The 16,549-nt window shown below is 40.5% G+C and carries 14 protein-coding genes and 4 tRNA genes; 6 read left to right on the forward strand and 12 right to left on the reverse strand.

Annotated features, from left to right (window positions below):
* The first annotated feature begins 108 nt into the window (after positions 1-108).
* Genes F994_RS06795 through F994_RS06805 form a run of 3 tightly spaced genes read left to right on the forward strand, consistent with a single transcriptional unit; the run spans position 109 to position 2,328 of the window.
* On the forward strand, positions 109-615 hold the full coding sequence (locus F994_RS06795; protein WP_004649493.1) for a regulatory sequestration protein YfiR: 507 nt from the start codon (positions 109-111) through the stop codon (positions 613-615).
* Entirely contained in the window at positions 615-1,838 is a 1,224-nt protein-coding gene (locus F994_RS06800; RefSeq protein ID WP_004649494.1) for a diguanylate cyclase DgcN/YfiN, read from the forward strand. The genes F994_RS06795 and F994_RS06800 overlap by 1 nt, the downstream gene beginning before the upstream one ends.
* 10 nt (positions 1,839-1,848) lie before the next feature.
* Positions 1,849-2,328 carry an outer membrane lipoprotein YfiB gene (locus F994_RS06805; RefSeq protein WP_004649495.1) on the forward strand — a complete coding sequence of 160 codons (480 nt, stop codon included), beginning with the start codon at positions 1,849-1,851 and terminating at the stop codon, positions 2,326-2,328.
* A gap of 123 nt (positions 2,329-2,451) precedes the next feature.
* Here F994_RS06805 and F994_RS06810 read toward each other — a convergent pair.
* From F994_RS06810 to secA, 8 genes are all read right to left on the reverse strand, one after another.
* Positions 2,452-2,528, reverse strand: a tRNA-Pro gene (locus tag F994_RS06810).
* Between the two features lie 3 nt (positions 2,529-2,531).
* Positions 2,532-2,607 (reverse strand) — tRNA-His (locus F994_RS06815).
* Between the two features lie 40 nt (positions 2,608-2,647).
* A tRNA-Arg gene (locus tag F994_RS06820) sits at positions 2,648-2,724 on the reverse strand.
* A 45-nt stretch (positions 2,725-2,769) separates the two neighbouring features.
* Positions 2,770-2,846 (reverse strand) — tRNA-Pro (locus F994_RS06825).
* A gap of 150 nt (positions 2,847-2,996) precedes the next feature.
* Positions 2,997-4,064 carry a quinolinate synthase NadA gene (nadA, locus tag F994_RS06830; RefSeq protein ID WP_004649496.1) on the reverse strand — a complete coding sequence of 356 codons (1,068 nt, stop codon included), beginning with the start codon at positions 4,062-4,064 and terminating at the stop codon, positions 2,997-2,999.
* 150 nt (positions 4,065-4,214) lie between these two features.
* Positions 4,215-5,435 carry a bifunctional glutamate N-acetyltransferase/amino-acid acetyltransferase ArgJ gene (gene argJ / locus F994_RS06835; protein ID WP_004649497.1) on the reverse strand — a complete coding sequence of 407 codons (1,221 nt, stop codon included), beginning with the start codon at positions 5,433-5,435 and terminating at the stop codon, positions 4,215-4,217.
* 473 nt (positions 5,436-5,908) lie between these two features.
* Entirely contained in the window at positions 5,909-6,265 is a 357-nt protein-coding gene (locus F994_RS06840) for a hypothetical protein (protein ID WP_004649498.1), read from the reverse strand.
* Positions 6,266-6,446: 181 nt separating this feature from the next.
* Entirely contained in the window at positions 6,447-9,173 is a 2,727-nt protein-coding gene (gene secA / locus F994_RS06845) for a preprotein translocase subunit SecA (RefSeq protein ID WP_004649500.1), read from the reverse strand.
* A 339-nt stretch (positions 9,174-9,512) separates the two neighbouring features.
* Between secA and F994_RS06850 the strand changes: the two genes are divergently transcribed.
* From F994_RS06850 to F994_RS06860, 3 genes are all read left to right on the forward strand, one after another.
* Positions 9,513-10,148 carry a peroxiredoxin gene (locus tag F994_RS06850; protein ID WP_004649501.1) on the forward strand — a complete coding sequence of 212 codons (636 nt, stop codon included), beginning with the start codon at positions 9,513-9,515 and terminating at the stop codon, positions 10,146-10,148.
* A gap of 684 nt (positions 10,149-10,832) precedes the next feature.
* Positions 10,833-11,648, forward strand: coding sequence for an MBL fold metallo-hydrolase (locus F994_RS06855; protein WP_034696855.1), 816 nt, complete (start codon positions 10,833-10,835; stop codon positions 11,646-11,648).
* On the forward strand, positions 11,645-12,226 hold the full coding sequence (locus F994_RS06860; RefSeq protein WP_004649503.1) for a dual specificity protein phosphatase family protein: 582 nt from the start codon (positions 11,645-11,647) through the stop codon (positions 12,224-12,226). Before F994_RS06855 ends, F994_RS06860 begins: the two co-directional genes overlap by 4 nt.
* A gap of 19 nt (positions 12,227-12,245) precedes the next feature.
* Here F994_RS06860 and F994_RS06865 read toward each other — a convergent pair whose 3' ends face one another.
* From F994_RS06865 to trpA, 4 genes are read right to left on the reverse strand one after another with little or no spacing between them, the layout of a single operon-like run.
* A complete protein-coding gene (locus F994_RS06865) occupies positions 12,246-13,262 on the reverse strand; it encodes an SPOR domain-containing protein (RefSeq protein ID WP_171065325.1) in 1,017 nt (338 codons plus the stop codon).
* Positions 13,253-14,536, reverse strand: coding sequence for a bifunctional tetrahydrofolate synthase/dihydrofolate synthase (folC, locus tag F994_RS06870; RefSeq protein WP_004649505.1), 1,284 nt, complete (start codon positions 14,534-14,536; stop codon positions 13,253-13,255). Before folC ends, F994_RS06865 begins: the two co-directional genes overlap by 10 nt.
* Entirely contained in the window at positions 14,533-15,429 is an 897-nt protein-coding gene (gene accD / locus F994_RS06875) for an acetyl-CoA carboxylase, carboxyltransferase subunit beta (RefSeq protein ID WP_004649506.1), read from the reverse strand. The genes folC and accD overlap by 4 nt, the downstream gene beginning before the upstream one ends.
* Positions 15,426-16,229 carry a tryptophan synthase subunit alpha gene (gene trpA, locus F994_RS06880; protein WP_004649507.1) on the reverse strand — a complete coding sequence of 268 codons (804 nt, stop codon included), beginning with the start codon at positions 16,227-16,229 and terminating at the stop codon, positions 15,426-15,428. The genes accD and trpA overlap by 4 nt, the downstream gene beginning before the upstream one ends.
* Positions 16,230-16,549 lie beyond the last annotated feature (320 nt).

Below are 16,549 nucleotides of genomic sequence, written 5' to 3' on the forward strand. Positions count from 1 at the left end.
AAAAAGCTTTTTTTTGATTATTTAATATCCATTTTTATCACTATTTTTATACTTCTTTTTTAGTTAAACTGATTCTTACCACATACCGCACCTTAAAATCCCCTCAAAATGCCCTCACTAAAACAAAAAATTACCCTACTTTTACTAGCGTTGTCATACATAACCCCAAGCTATGCAGCTCCTCATCAAAATAACAGTATTGCTGCAACGACTTTTTCAATTTTAAGTTATTCAAGGTTAAGCAACCTATCTAATATTTGCATCATTAGTAATGAAGCACTTGCCACTCAATTTAAAATCCACACTCAGCAAAACAATCTGCATTATCAAATTTACTCAATCAACACCAATGAGTTAGCAAACACCTCTTGCCAAGCCATCATTTTCTCTTCACTCACAGCCCAAGAAGAGCAACATCTTCTCAATACAACAGTTCGCTATCCCGCATTATCGATTAGTACCAATAATCTGAATTGCGAAATAGGAAGTGCCTTTTGCCTTTATAAAAAAAATAAGCATTTAAGTTTTAAAATCAATTTAGAAAGTTTAAGTCAATCTAAAGTTCACATTGATCCGCGCGTTTTACTTTTAGCAAAGCCAAGTGAGCAACAATAATGAAAAAAATAAACAGCATTACCTCACTACAGCAGCTATTTAAACGCTCACAACTCGCTATCTTTATTCTTACTTTTACAATTTGCACTATCATCTTTGCGGTCATTTCTACTTATACAATGGAAACTTACGCCAATCGCAACTTACATATTTTATCGGAAGCCCTCGGTGAACGGATTCAACCCGCTGTTGTTTTTAAAGACCAAATTACAATTGCACAAATCCTTGCAGAATATTCAGAACAATACCCCATTCGCTCAATTCAAGTGTTAGACAATCAAAATCGCTCACTTGCACAGGTCAAACATACTGAAAACCCAACTTTCTCAAGTCAGGTAATTTTAGATCATCTTTTCTTTAATCAACCCGCAACCATCAATATTCAACATGACCAAGAAAATTACGGCAAATTAATTGTTTATGGTAATTCATCTGCTTTAGTGAGTTTCTTTTACAAACTGCTACTCGGTTTAGCATTGGGCTTTCTCATGATGCTTGCTGTGCTTTTTTGGTCTGTTAGCACCCTGTATCAACACCTAATGAAGTCACTACAACCGATTGTTGAAACAGCACAGATGATTAGTGAAGAAAAAAACTATCAACTACGCTTAGCAGATTCAGACATACAAGAATTTCAAGAACTCAATATTGCTTTCAATGAGCTATTAGAAAAAATTCACACATCAAGCCAACAATTACAAACTGAAAATATTAAACTCAGCCATCAAGCACATCACGACGAACTTACCCAACTGCCCAATCGACATTATTTTTACCAAACTTTATTCAATTTATTCGACTCTAAACACCGAGAACATATTGCTTTATTTTTTATTGATAACAATAACTTTAAAGACATTAATGACCAATACGGCCATTTAGCGGGTGATGCGGTACTGCAAGAAATGGCAAAGCGATTAAAATCCAACTTACGTCAACATGATTTCATTACTCGCCTTGGCGGGGATGAATTTGCGATTATTGTCCACAATATTCAACAACCACAACAATTAGCCAGCATTTGTGAACATTTGCTAAGTTGCAGTAAAGCACCTCTTATTTTCGAAAAAGCCGAAATTCATTTCAGCTTCAGTATTGGGATTGCTTTTGCAAAAAATGCCGCATCTCCAGAAGAACTGATTACTCAAGCCGACAGTGCAATGTATCGCGCAAAAACGTTACCACACCATTGGTTTATCTCCCCCAACCTAAATAACACATAGGCCTAAGCAGATGCATGTCAAAATAATCAAGACAACTTTCACCATTTTATTCTGTACTTTTTTAACAGCATGTATGAATCTTGGTCAGCTCAATTACAAACAAGTACATATGTTAAAAAAAGAGGGGTTTTCATTAACAAATGAGGGCTGGTCACTCGCACTACCCGAAAAATTACTGTTTGATTTTGATAGCACAGAAATTCAAGAAACACACAAAGCATCACTCAACCGACTGTCTTCGCAATTGCAAAAATATGATTTAGATAAATTAAAAATTATTGGGCATACCGATGATATTGGAAATGAAAGTTACAACCAAACACTCTCAGAAAAACGTGCGCAAAATGTTGCTAATGTTTTTATTCAAGCCGGTTATAAGCAACAAAATATTCAAACTTTTGGACGCGGTCCAAGCCAACCTTTAGTGCAGAACAATTCCAATGAAAATCGAGCAATCAACCGTCGTGTGAATGTCGTTATTATTCCTTAATTATTTTTGCATATAAAACCCTCTCCATATTAAAGAGGGTTTTATTTTTCACATTAAATTCTACAAATTTCAGGCATAAAAAAACCGCATTTAAGCGGATTATTTATATCATCTTTTAAAAGATGGTCGGAGCAGTAGGATTCGAACCTACGACCCCCTGGTCCCAAACCAGGTGCGCTACCAAGCTGCGCCATGCTCCGAATTGGGGTGAATGATGGGGCTCGAACCCACGACAACCGGAATCACAATCCGGGGCTCTACCAACTGAGCTACATCCACCGTTACAACATTTTAGATTCTAAAGTATCAAGCTACCAAATGGTGCGCCTGACAGGATTCGAACCTGTGACCATCCGCTTAGAAGGCGGATGCTCTATCCTACTGAGCTACAGGCGCATGACTATGATACCTAAATACCATGAAACCTTTGCCTTGAAGAATTGGTCGGAGCAGTAGGATTCGAACCTACGACCCCCTGGTCCCAAACCAGGTGCGCTACCAAGCTGCGCCATGCTCCGATTCATCTTAGCTTCATACTACACTTCGTGCGGTACGGTGTGCATTCTAGGCGTGACGCTTAGCAACGTCAACACCTATATTCAAAAAAAACTAAAAAAACACTCCGAATGTATATTTATCAAGCACTTTAGACATTTTATATACAAATATTAGCGTTTTAAACTGGCACTGAAGTTCAACATACGATCTAGCGGTAATTTAGCCCGCTCCGCAAGTACTGGATCAACGTGTATTTCTTGATCAGCCTTTTGTAGAACCGCTAAAATTCCATCCAATTCATTCATTGCCATCCAAGGACAATGTGCACAAGAGCGACATGTTGCCCCCTCACCCGCTGTTGGTGCTTCAATCAAAATCTTATTCGGCACCGCTTGTTGCATTTTATAAAAGATGCCACGATCCGTTGCCACGATTAAACGCTCATTCGGTAAAGTCTGTGCGGCTTTAATCAGTTGAGAAGTACTGCCCACGGCATCGGCAACATCGACCACCGACTCTGGCGACTCTGGGTGTACCAACACTGCTGCATCTGGATACAAAGCTTTCATATTGGCAATGCCACGCGCACGAAACTCTTCATGCACAATGCAAGCACCATCCCACAGTAACATCTCTGCACCAGTTTTCTTTTGGATATAACGCCCCAGATGCTGATCGGGTGCCCAAATAATCTTTTCACCCAAACTGTCTAGATGTTCAATAATTTCTACTGCACAGCTTGAAGTGACCACCCAATCCGCGCGCGCTTTAACCGCAGCAGAGGTATTGGCATAAACGACAACGGTATGATCAGGATGTGCATCACAGAATGCACTGAACTCCTCTACAGGGCAGCCCAAATCTAAAGAGCAAGTGGCTTCTAAAGTTGGCATAAGCACTGTTTTTTCTGGAGAGAGAATTTTTGAGGTCTCCCCCATAAATTTCACACCCGCAACCACTAAAGTTGAAGCTTTATGATCACGACCAAAACGTGCCATTTCTAATGAGTCTGAAACACAACCACCAGACAGTTCAGCCAGCTCCTGAACTTCAGGATCACAATAATAATGTGCGACAAGGACAGCATCGCGTTTTTTGAGTTCTGCAAGAATTTGCGCAAATTTTTCCTGTTTGACCTCATCACTCAAATGAATATCTTTAGGCTCGCCTAAACGATCTAAATGCGCCTGCACAATCGATTTAGCCTCATTGGCAATTAAATTGGTCGCATCATTCATAAAAACGTCTTCTCTATCCTTAGTGCCTGTTCATGGACAAGCAATACACTCAATTCACTGATCAAAATGGCATCATGCTTTTTTGATCAAGCATTAAAAACTTTTCATTACAAAAAAGCCTCACAACGGAGGCCTTTCATTCAACAAAACTTAAGAACGGTAATCTGCGTTAATCTTGACATAGTCATAAGAAAGATCACAGGTATAGACCGTATCTTTTGCCTGTCCTCGCCCTAAATCGACACGAATAGTGATTTCGGCTTGAGACATGACACGTGCGCCAGCTTCTTCCGTATAGTCCGCTGCTGCACCACCATCTTTACAGATTTGTACATCATCCAACCAAACTTGGATTTTTTCAACGTCTAAATTTTTAACCCCTGCGTAACCAATTGCGGCAAGGATACGTCCCCAGTTTGGATCGGATGCAAAGAAAGCCGTTTTAACCAATGGTGAATGCGCAATGCTATAAGCAATATCACAACATTCTTGCGTATCTGCGCCACCTTCCACGGCAACAGTCATAAATTTAGTCGCACCCTCACCATCACGTACAATCAGTTGTGCTAAGCGCTTCATCACACGGGTGAGAACATCCAAAACCACCGTATAACGCGCATCATCGACTGATGTAATTTCTGTGCCGCCCGCTTGACCTGTAGCAACAAAAATACAGGAGTCATTGGTTGAGGTGTCACCATCAATCGTAATACGGTTAAATGAAACATTCACCGTAGTTTTTAATAGCTGTTGTACCAATTCACGACTAATCGGGACATCGGTTGCTACATAACCCAACATGGTCGCCATATTCGGACGAATCATGCCTGCGCCTTTAGAAATACCAGTCATGGTATAGAGGATACCATCCAACTCAAATTGTTCAGACGCACCTTTAGGCAAAGTATCTGTGGTCATAATGCCAGTCGCAGCATCTAACCAAGCATCATCTTTTAGTGTATTGAGTGCAGGTTGTAAACCTGTCAATAAACGCGCTAAAGGAAGCTGTTCACCAATCACACCGGTTGAAAAAGGCAGAATTTCAGTTTTAGATACGCCTGCAAGTTCAGCCAATTTTGCACAGGTTGCCTCAGCATTCGCCATGCCAATTTTGCCTGTACCCGCATTGGCATTGCCCGTGTTAATCACTAAATAACGTGGATTAGCAAGCTGAAGATGTGCTTTAGATACATGGACTGGCGCGGCACAAAATGCATTTTGAGTAAATACACCCGCAACATTTGAACCTTCTGCAAATTCAAAAATGACAAGGTCACGTCGGTTCTGATAGCGTACATAAGCTTCAGCTGAACCAATTTTTACACCTTTAACCACATACATTTGTGGCATTGTTACGTCGCCCACCGCCATTTTTAAACTTCCAAATAAGTGCGTGATAAAATGACAGCTTAGTAGAAATTGAATAAAAAATCGAGCAGAACACTTTGTTTGATTTATTTTTTATTGAATTGCACTTTCAAAGCATAAAAAAACCAGTCCGAAGACTTAATGCTAGTCAGTTAAGGGCTTTAGAAATAGAGTCCTTAGTTTTTAGTTATTCATGACGGAGTCTTATGTTTTTAAATCAAATACTGGGAGCTCATTTATTACTTTGGATAAGCCCAAAGTAATCAAAGGCATTGTCATCCGCAAAACTCGCCAAATCCCTTTTATTGATTAATTAATCGCAGAAACCTTACTTTTTTAAAATAGTTTTGCCTCGAACAGTTGCGGATGACGTTTCCGCGTATCGAATAACATCATAAATTTAAAAAACAAAATGCCAGTCAATTTCTTAACTGACTGGCATCAGTCCGAAGACTGGTCTAAAAAAGAAACTGCGCTTAGTTTGAGGCTAATTGTGCAGATTCTGACAATAATGCTTGTTTGGCTTTTTCTTGACTCGCTGTGGATAATGCCGGATTGGAAGCCACAATACGATTTACATTTGCTGAATTAGCAGCAGTTACAGCAGTCGTCTTTAAAATAACTGGGCGTTGATTCGGATTCGCAAAAGTATAACGAATTCCTGTACGCGGGCTCATCACTGTGATGTTGTCATCTTTAACCACTGCTTGAGCCGTAGTTGCCCCACGAGCAGCTTGCACTTTATCTATAGTGGTGGTTTGAGCCGTATTTGCAAAAGTCAAAGTAGGAAGCGCTAAAGCTGCAATCATCAATGTTTGTAATACTTTTTTCATTGTCTTTCCGCTTTTCAGAGTTAGATATGCAACTAAATACCATTTAATTTCGCGCTCTGCAAACATATTCACATATTGAAAAACTAAATTGCATATTCAAATTGAATAAAAAAGCCACTTTATAGATTGGCTCTTAATACAGCAGAGCAATCATTAAAGTGGCTGAGTCGTCGAGGTAAAATTAAATTTTACCGTGACATTGCTTGTATTTTAAACCTGAACCACATGGACAAGCCGCATTACGACTTGACGGTGGAATGATGTTTTGTTCATCAACAGCGCTGAATTGGAAAGTGCTGTCTTCTGACAATGTGATATCACCGGTCAAACCATCTACTTCGGCATGAGAAAGATTCAATTTCATGGCTTCAGCTTGTGCTTGTTGCTGTGCTTCCATTTCAGCGAGTTCTTCAGCTGTAGGCACATGCACACGTGAAAGATCTGTAATCACATCAGACTTAATCACAGCCAGCATGTTCACAAATAAATTAAAGGCTTCTTTTTTATACTCTTGTTCCGGATTTTTTTGTGCATAACCACGTAAGTGAATGCCTTGACGCAAGTAATCCATAGCAGCCAAATGGTCTTTCCAATGACGATCCAAAGCACTGAGCATAAAGTGACGTTCAAGCATGGCCGCAGATTCAGCGCCCATTTGTTCACGGCGATTACGATAGCGAGTCACGATTTCATCAGAAATTCGTTCCACTAAGGCTTCTTCATCTAAACGACGGTCTTCTTCCAACCATTGATTGACAGGTAAATCAATACCGAGGTCATCACGTAGAGCACGTTCTAGACCCGCAATATCCCATTGATCATGAATTGATTCAGGTGGAATATAATTTTCAATTACACCTTTCATCACTTCGTGATGCATTTCTTCAATGTAATCTTGCAAGCTACTTTCAGCAAGCACATCATCACGTTGTGAATAAATGATCTTACGTTGTTCGTTATTGACGTCGTCGTATTTCAACAAGTTCTTACGAATGTCAAAGTTACGTGCTTCTACTTTACGTTGGGCATTTTCAATTGAACGTGACACCATTTTATGTTCAATGGCTTCATCTTCTTGCAAGCCCATGGCACGCATCATACTGACAACACGATCACCGGCAAAGATACGCATCAAGTCATCTTCTAATGACAAGTAAAAACGTGACACACCTGGGTCACCTTGACGACCCGCACGACCACGCAACTGGTTATCAATACGACGTGATTCGTGACGTTCTGAACCAATAATATGTAAACCGCCAGAACTTAACACCATCTCATGGTGCTGTTCCCATTCAGCTTTTAAGCGAGCTTCATCTTCAGTGGTATAATTTTCAATTTTGGCAAGTTTGGCTTTCCAGTTACCGCCAAGCAAAATATCAGTACCACGACCCGCCATATTGGTGGCAATGGTTACCGCATTTGGTGAACCTGCTTGCGCAATAATATCCGCTTCACGCTCATGTTGTTTTGCATTCAAAACTTCGTGCGTAATGCCTGCTTCTTTTAATTTATCCGACAAAATTTCCGAGGCTTCAATGGTTGCTGTACCAATCAAAATTGGTGCAACACCCGCTTCATGAATATTTTGAATTTCTTGAATAATCGCATCGTATTTACCATTACGATTTAAATAAATTAAATCGTTCATGTCATTACGAATCATAGGTCGATGCGTTGGAATTAACACCACATCCAAACCATAAATTTCTTTCATTTCCGCAGCTTCAGTATCAGCTGTACCGGTCATACCCGAAAGCTTTTTATAAAGACGGAAATAGTTCTGGAACGTCGTGGTTGCTAGTGTCTGGTTTTCAGGTTGAATTTCCAAACCCTCTTTAGCCTCAACCGCTTGGTGCAAACCTTCTGACCAACGACGACCCGGCATAGTACGACCAGTGTTCTCATCAACAATAATCACTTCACCATCATGAATGATGTATTGAACATTACGTTGATACAAATAATGCGCACGAATCGCCGCAGTCACATGATGAACCAAATTTAAGTTCGCTGCCGAATAGAGACTTTCGCCTTCCGCCAACAGGCCCATACGAATCAATTCATCTTCCACTGTTTCAAAACCAATTTCAGTCATTTCAACTGAACGTTGCTTTTCATCAATCCAGAAGTGTCCACCATCGGCAACTTTTTCTTCTTTCTGTGCACGAAGTTTAGGTGGAATACTATTAATTGCAGCATACAATTGTGAAGAGTCATCACTTTGACCCGAGATGATCAAAGGTGTACGCGCTTCATCAATTAAGATCGAATCGACCTCATCGATAATGGCATAGCTAAGACCCCGTTGTTTTTTCTCAGCCAGTGAAAACACCATGTTGTCACGAAGGTAGTCAAAACCGAATTCGTTATTAGTACCATAGGTAATATCGGCACGATAAGCTTCGGCTTTTTCGGTCGGATTCTGCATCGAGTAAATAATACCAATGCTTAAACCTAAGAATTCAAATAATGGGCGGTTTAACTCGGCATCACGTTGTGCCAAATAGTCATTTACCGTGATGACATGTACACCTTGACCGCTAATCGTATTGAGATAACAGGCCAAAGTTCCCATCAGGGTTTTACCTTCACCGGTACGCATTTCTGCAACTTTACCTTCGTGCAGCGTAATACCACCAATCAACTGTACATCGTAGTGACGCATCCCCATGATTCGCTTTGCCGCTTCACGACAAACAGCAAATGCTTCTGGCAATAATTTATCCAGACTTTCGCCTTTGTTATATCGTTGTTTGAATTCTTCAGTTTTAGCAGATAAGTCTGCATCGCTTAGTGCAGATATCGTCGGCTCGAGCGCATTAATCTTATCTACGATTTTACGCATGCGTTTGAGTTCGCGCTCATTTTTGGTACCGAAGATGCCTCCGATCAGACTTGCCAACATGAATAGACTCTCTAAATCTTGCTTGTCAAATGAATAAATTTTTTCTCAGTCGTTATTATGGTGCTAGAAATTTGAAGTACAAGGGCTTTAGACAAAACCAATAAAAAAATTCTGCGCACTCGTTCTAGCACGTGACAGCCAAGGGAAATCAATGTAACAAATTTTAAACAACCAATATAGTCATAGCATTCGTCATTTATACAGTTTTTACAAATCAAATCCGGCTGCCATATTCCATATATGCATAAAGAAATATAAAAATGCTATTTTCCTTGGCAAAAGAAATGCGCCATATTCGATCTCAGCAAAGTTCATCACAAATAATTTGAGGCGATAAAAATGACATTACGTTTAGGCGATACTGCACCGAATTTTGAGCAAGACTCGAGTGAGGGCTTGATTAATTTTTATGATTATTTAGGTGAAAGTTGGGGGATTTTATTTTCCCATCCCGCTGATTACACCCCTGTATGTACCACTGAACTGGGATTTACTGCAAAACTGAAAGATGAATTTAGCAACCGCGGAGTGAAAGCCATCGCCCTGTCTGTCGATGATGTTGAATCACATCACGGTTGGATTAACGACATTAATGAAACCCAAAACACCACGGTAAATTTCCCCATTCTTGCCGATAAAGACCGTACAGTTTCAACCCTATACGATTTCATTCATCCGAATGCCAGTGAAACGCTTACCGTACGCTCTTTAGTGATTATTGATCCCAATAAAAAAGTTCGTTTAATCATTACCTATCCGGCATCGACAGGACGTAATTTCCATGAAATTTTACGTGTCGTAGACTCGCTACAACTGACCGATCAACATAAAGTTGCCACACCGGCCAATTGGCAACACGGTGATGATGTGGTGATTGTGCCTTCGCTGAAGGATGAAGATGAAATCAAACAACGTTTTCCTAAAGGCTACACAGCAGTTAAACCGTACTTGCGTTTAACCCCACAACCTGAGTGAGGATCAGCAAGGTACTGCCTTGCCCGAACGCAAGACGAGAAGCTATGCTTCGAGTTAAAAAATAAGACATTGTCTTATTTTGTCGCAAGACAAGCGAAGCGCGTAGTTTCGGATAAAAAACACGCTGCTTTAATTTTTTCGCAAGGCAAACGAAATATGGAGTATAGAAAATAAAGCCAGCATCACTCGCTAGAAATACAGGATGAATATGACGAGCCAAATCCTGATTGCTCTACACAGCCTATCTTATGATTAATACTGATCAGTTAAGGGGTATTACAATTAACTCCTTAGCTTTTTAGTTATTCACGACGGAGTCTTATCGTTTTAAATCAAATTTTTGCAGCTCATTTATTCCTTGCGAAACAGTGTTTCTCATTCGCCAAAAGAACCAAAAACATTTGTCATCCGCAAAACTCGTCAAATACCTTTTATTGACCCATTAATCGCAGAAACCTTACGTTTTCAAAGTAGTCTTGCCTCGAACAGTTGCGGATGACGTTTCCGTGAATTACATAACATCATGAATTTAAAATAAATAAGCCTATCAATTTCTGAACTAACTGGCATTATGCCTGATGACAGGCTTTTTATTTGACTAAGGAGTTGAATTACAAAATCAAGTTGGTATTTATTTTACAGTCCGTTTATAAATATGCTGACTTAATTTTAAGAATAATGACTGTGATCTATAATATTCATCATTTACATTGCGGCACCATGTGCCCTGTTTGTGCACCGCTTTTTGGGCAAAAAGGTTTACATGCCAAAGTGGTTTGTCACTGTCTGCTTGTTGAAACAGATCAGGGACTGGTACTGATTGATACAGGCTTAGGCATCCAAGATCATCTACATCCTCAAGCCCGTTTAGGCAGTTTTGCTGCACGATTCGGACGTATAGAGCATGATTTAGAACTGACCGCCATTGCCCAGATTCAACGCTTAGGCTTTAGCCCTCAAGATGTCAAACATATCTTGGTTTCGCATCTCGATTTTGATCATGCTGGTGGTATTTCAGACTTTCCGCATGCCACCGTGCATGTACTATCGACTGAATATAATGCGACACAGAGTTTTTTCTCACTCAAAAATAAAGCGCGCTATAAAACCCAACAATTTAAACAACATCGCTACTGGAATTTCATCGAACCAGAGCAAGGTGAAGCATGGTTTAACCTGCACCAAGTCCAAGGGTTTCGCTTATTTCAAGATGAAATTTTAATGATTCCATTACTGGGTCATAGCAAGGGTCACTGTGGTATTGCCATTAAGCAGCAAGATGGCTGGGTGTTCTTCTGTGGCGATGCTTATTTTTCACATCTGCAACTCAATCCCCAAAATAAACTCAGAACGCTGGCTAAATTGGAGCATATCTTTGCTGAAAATAATTCAATGCGTTTAGATAACTTACATAAAATTCAACAACTCGCACAAAGCCAAAAAAATATCGAAATTATTTGTGCACATGATCCTGTTGAATTGGAACGCTATCGACCATGATAAAAAGAACCGTACTTGCCATTTTTATCAGTAGCTCAAGTCTAGTTGGATGTATCACCACACCGACCATTTCAGCGCAACAGCGTCCGCCCCACTGGGGCAAAGTCATTGATCAACCCGATAATTTTTATCAAATCAGTGAGTATGTCTTTCGTAGTGAACAACCCGATGCTGAACTGATTCCACAATTAAAGGCGCACAATATTGATGCTGTGATTAATTTAAGATCGAGAAATGCGGATTTAGCCGTACTGCCATCGACAGATTTTCAATTGATTCATATTCCAATTAATACATGGGCAATGAACCGTGACGATTTATTGCAGGTGATGCGGCATATTCAGCAAGCCCAAAAACTCAATCAAAAAGTATTGATTCATTGCTATCATGGCTCTGACCGTACCGGTGCAAGTGTTGCCATGTATCGCATTATTTTTGAAAACTGGTCAACTGAAGATGCGCTGAACGAAATGAAATATGGGGGTTACGGCTTTCACCCTGTTTGGATTCATATCGAAAAAATATTTAGCCCTGAAAATATAAAATGGATTCGACAACAACTATCGAATCCATCTTAATTTTTGACTTCAGCTTAATTTAGCGTTTTTCGAGTGGTACCCAGTCAATCACCCATGCCGATTTCATGCCTAGACTTGCATCACTGGTAATCTTCTTCCGTGCTGAATCTGCAACCTCTCGATTTTTAGCAGGCCCGACCATAATTCGAATCCCTTTCGAGGTTGGGCTTTTGGTAACCTTATAACCTTTGGCACGCAATTTAGATGCTACTGCATCTGCATTGGCTTCATTTGCAGCCAATGCCACTTGCACCATCCATTGTTTATCACCATTTTCCAATAGATCTCGGGCTTTTTCAGCCTCAGCCTTTTTCTTTAAATCGGCCTCATGCTTGGTTTGGGCTTGTTTCTTCTCAGCCTCTTTCTTTTCTGTTTCTTTTCTTGCAACTTCCTGCTTCTCAGCTGCTTTACGTTTTTCCTCAGCTTGTTGTTGTACCTTATCGTCTGCCGCTTTTTTCTCAGCAGCTTTCTTTTCAGCTAACTTTTTTTCGGCTTCAGCTTTACGTTTATCTTCAGCTATTTTTTTATCAGCATCAGTTTGTTGTTGAACTTTCTGCTGTTGTAACTTTTTTTCAGCGCTGAGCTTCTCGTCAGCCAAACGCTTTTGTTTTACTTTCTCATCTTCAATCAGTTCAGGCGGAATATTGTCCGAACTTTGCTGTGCGCCTGTACGATGTGCATTTAAAGCCGCATATTCTTCTGCCGCCTTACGTGCTGCTTCTGCTTCTGCTTGTTGCTGCATCACTAAAAATTCTGCTGCACGTGCTTCTTGTTCCGCAACCGCTTTTTCACGTGCCCGACGTTGTTCTTCAAGCAAACGTTTTTCGGTTTCAACATCAACCGTTAAAGGTTGCAGCTGAACCATTTCTCCAGTTGTAGCAGGCTTTTGCTGCTCGACTTGGGAAGCACGCTCTGGGGTTTTCAATTCATTTTGATATATTTCGTCTTTACCCTTCAGAAGCAATGCTGCCAATAAAACACCACCACCTAATAAAACAACGCCACCCATCCAACGTTGTGTGCTATTCATTGACATTCTTCCAAATACTCCCATACCGCTTCTAAGGTATGAAATGAACCACATACCAAGATCAGCTGATTATTTTTCGTTTCATTCAGCGCTGATTTAAAAGCCAATTGAACACTTTCAAAGTGTTGTACTGTTTCACCCTGTAACGCCGCGTCAAGCTGTGCTCTTTCAGCTGCTCGCGGAACAGTTAAGGGGGCAATTTTCCATGTTAAAACAGTATCTTTCAATAACTCTACGACAGAATTGATATCTTTATCGGCCAACATTGAAAAAACACTGATCACTTCTGTGTACTGTTTATTGTATTCTAAGTATTTTCGCAACTGCTGTAACAAAAAATTAACACCATGCGGATTATGCCCCGCATCAAAGATCACCGTTTTATCTTGAATTTGACGGATTTCAAAACGACCTTGTAGTTTTGCTTGTTGAATACCTTGCGCAATAGCAGCTTGGCTAACCGTTAAACCACTGAGTAAAATGGCCGCAACGGCCGTTGAAATATTTTCCAGTGCTAAGGAACCTATCGGTAATTTTAAAGTCGTGCCTGAAGATGCAAACATCCATGCTTGACCATCATCGCTATATTGATAAAAATAATCACGCTCTGCTACATAAAGTTGCGCCTGACATTCATCGACTTTATTTTGAATGGCCTGTGGCAGTGGTTGTAAACCAGCAAAAATGACGGGGATATTGGGGCGAATAATGCCTGCTTTTTCGAAGGCAATTTTCTCAACGGTATCGCCTAACCAATCGGTATGATCGAGACCAATATTGGTAATCACAGCCACATCGGGATCAACAACATTGACCACATCTAAGCGACCACCTAGACCGACTTCAAGCACCCAAACATCACATTGTTTATTTTTAAAAATCACAAAAGCAGCGAGCGTGGTTGCTTCAAAAAAAGATAAACTTAAATCACAGGCACGACGTGCTTGATCCACTTGTACAAACGCATCCACCAAAGTCTGGTCATCCACTTCAATCCCAGACAATTTCACTCGTTCATTAAAACGGTAAATATGCGGTGATTGATATAAACCGACTTGATAGCCTTGTGCATTTAAAATAGCAGCTAAAGTCGTGGTGGTTGAACCCTTACCATTGGTTCCCGCTACGGTCAGGACTGTTGCCTGTGGTTGTGTCACCCCAAGCTTTTCAGCCACAGGAATAACACGTTCCAGACCTAAATCAATGCCCGTAACGTGAACATGGCTCCAATAATTGAGCCATGTCGTTAAAGAGTCTGTTGCAAGTGGTGCTGTGTTCAAGTCAAATTCATCAGTTTCGCGACAATACGATATACAGTATCACGTAATGCGTGACGATGAACAATTTGATCGATTACACCATGATCAAGCAAGTATTCAGCACGTTGGAACGGTTCTTCCAATGTTTCACGTACGGTTTGCTCAATGACACGTTTACCCGCAAAACCAATCATGGCTTTAGGTTCAGCAATATGCACATCACCTAACATCGCAAGTGAAGCCGTTACACCACCGTAGACTGGATGAGTCAATACCACTAAATACGGTAAACCTGCATCTTTCATACGTTGAATTGCTGCTGAAGTACGTGCCATTTGCATGAGTGACAACATGCCTTCTTGCATACGCGCGCCGCCAGATGCAGCAAAGCAGATTAACGGTTGTTTGTCTTTAATCGCACGTTCAGCCGCTTGCACAAAACGGTCACCGACAACTGTACCCATTGAACCGCCCATAAAGTCGAATTCAAATGCACATGCAACCAAAGGAATATCTTTCAACACACCTTGCATCACTACTAATGCTTCAGTTTCGCCAGTTTTCTTTTGTGCTTCAGACATACGGTCTGGATATGGCTTGCTGTCCACAAACTTGAGTGGATCTTTAGCAACAAATTCTTGACCCAATTCATTTTGAACTTGGTCAAAGAACCAAGTTAAACGTTCACGTGCTTTCATACGCAAATGTTCGTCACATTGCGGACAAACATAAGCGTTAAATGAGATCGCGGTACGTGTCACCAGTGCGTGACATTCAGGACATTCAATGGTTGGTTCTGTAAATGTTGCTTTGAGTGCAGTTTGCTCGTCGGGTGTGTGAATACCCGGAACATCACGTTCCGTCCACGGCGTCGCTGGGCTCAGAATTTTGCCTGATTTCACTTCTTGATTCATACTAACTCATCGAGCGCTGCTCGAAGCTCCTTGACTTTATTAACCGTTTCGACAACAGCTTGTTCTGGCGCTAAGTTTGCAAATTGTTTGACAAAAGCACTACCAACAATTACCGCATCAGCCGCTACACCCATTGCTTTCGCAGAGGCCGCATCGCTAATACCAAAACCCACACCAACAGGAATATCAGTCACAGCTTTAATTTTTTGGATACGAGTCGCCGCTTCAGAAACATCTAAGGTTGCTGCACCCGTTACCCCTTTCAAGGATACATAGTAAATAAAGCCACTGGCTTGATTTGCCACATATTGAATACGCTCATCGGTAGATGTTGGCGCAAGTAAGAAAATTTGATCCATGTTGAATTTTTTCAACACATCATCTAAATCTTTTGCTTCTTCAGGTGGTAAATCCACCAGAAGTAAACCATCTACACCGCATTCATTGGCATAAGACACAAATTTTTCATAACCAATCACTTCAACTGGATTTAAATAGCCCATTAAAACGACGGGTGTTTCTGTGTCTTTTTGACGGAACTCTTTCACCATATTCAAAGCATCTAAGGTATTGGTTCCGCCTGCCAATGCACGTTCTGCTGCAAGGGCAATCACTGGACCATCTGCCATAGGGTCTGAAAATGGAAGACCAAGTTCAATCACATCTACACCTGCCTCAACCATCTGGTGTAACAATGGAACCGTTACTTGCGGATGAGGGTCACCAGCCATCACATAAGAAACCAGCGCCTTACGCTGTTGAGATTTAAGCTGTCCAAAACGAGTGGCTAAACGTGACATAAGGGTATGCTTTCCTTGAATTATTTTAAAACTGAGGAGTTGGCTTTGTAAAAATACAAGACAACGCATTGTAACGCTATTTTTTACTCATTGAATAGAGTCTGAAAATTTCACGATACATTAGACTGACAATCTCATTTTTTCAGAACAATCCGAGAACACCATTTACTGATATTTACGATTTTTTCTCAATGATCAAAGATGCCTAATTTTGCTATTTAAAAAAATAGCCAACATTAAGATAAACTTATTTTTATTGGTAAAAACTTGATAAAAATAACTAAGTTAGCTTTTACATTTAATGTTTTATGAAATAGCAA

Source organism: Acinetobacter bohemicus ANC 3994 (assembly GCF_000367925.1).
Taxonomy (GTDB): Bacteria; Pseudomonadota; Gammaproteobacteria; order Pseudomonadales; family Moraxellaceae; genus Acinetobacter; species Acinetobacter bohemicus.

Coding starts and splice junctions, on each gene's coding strand:
- F994_RS06795 (WP_004649493.1), top strand. CDS start 109: ATGCCCTCACTAAAACAAAAAATTACCCTACTTTTACTAGCGTTGTCA.
- F994_RS06800 (WP_004649494.1), top strand. CDS start 615: ATGAAAAAAATAAACAGCATTACCTCACTACAGCAGCTATTTAAACGC.
- F994_RS06805 (WP_004649495.1), top strand. CDS start 1,849: ATGCATGTCAAAATAATCAAGACAACTTTCACCATTTTATTCTGTACT.
- nadA (WP_004649496.1), bottom strand. CDS start 4,064: ATGAATGATGCGACCAATTTAATTGCCAATGAGGCTAAATCGATTGTG.
- argJ (WP_004649497.1), bottom strand. CDS start 5,435: ATGGCGGTGGGCGACGTAACAATGCCACAAATGTATGTGGTTAAAGGT.
- F994_RS06840 (WP_004649498.1), bottom strand. CDS start 6,265: ATGAAAAAAGTATTACAAACATTGATGATTGCAGCTTTAGCGCTTCCT.
- secA (WP_004649500.1), bottom strand. CDS start 9,173: ATGTTGGCAAGTCTGATCGGAGGCATCTTCGGTACCAAAAATGAGCGC.
- F994_RS06850 (WP_004649501.1), top strand. CDS start 9,513: ATGACATTACGTTTAGGCGATACTGCACCGAATTTTGAGCAAGACTCG.
- F994_RS06860 (WP_004649503.1), top strand. CDS start 11,645: ATGATAAAAAGAACCGTACTTGCCATTTTTATCAGTAGCTCAAGTCTA.
- F994_RS06865 (WP_171065325.1), bottom strand. CDS start 13,262: ATGTCAATGAATAGCACACAACGTTGGATGGGTGGCGTTGTTTTATTA.
- accD (WP_004649506.1), bottom strand. CDS start 15,429: ATGAATCAAGAAGTGAAATCAGGCAAAATTCTGAGCCCAGCGACGCCG.
- trpA (WP_004649507.1), bottom strand. CDS start 16,229: ATGTCACGTTTAGCCACTCGTTTTGGACAGCTTAAATCTCAACAGCGT.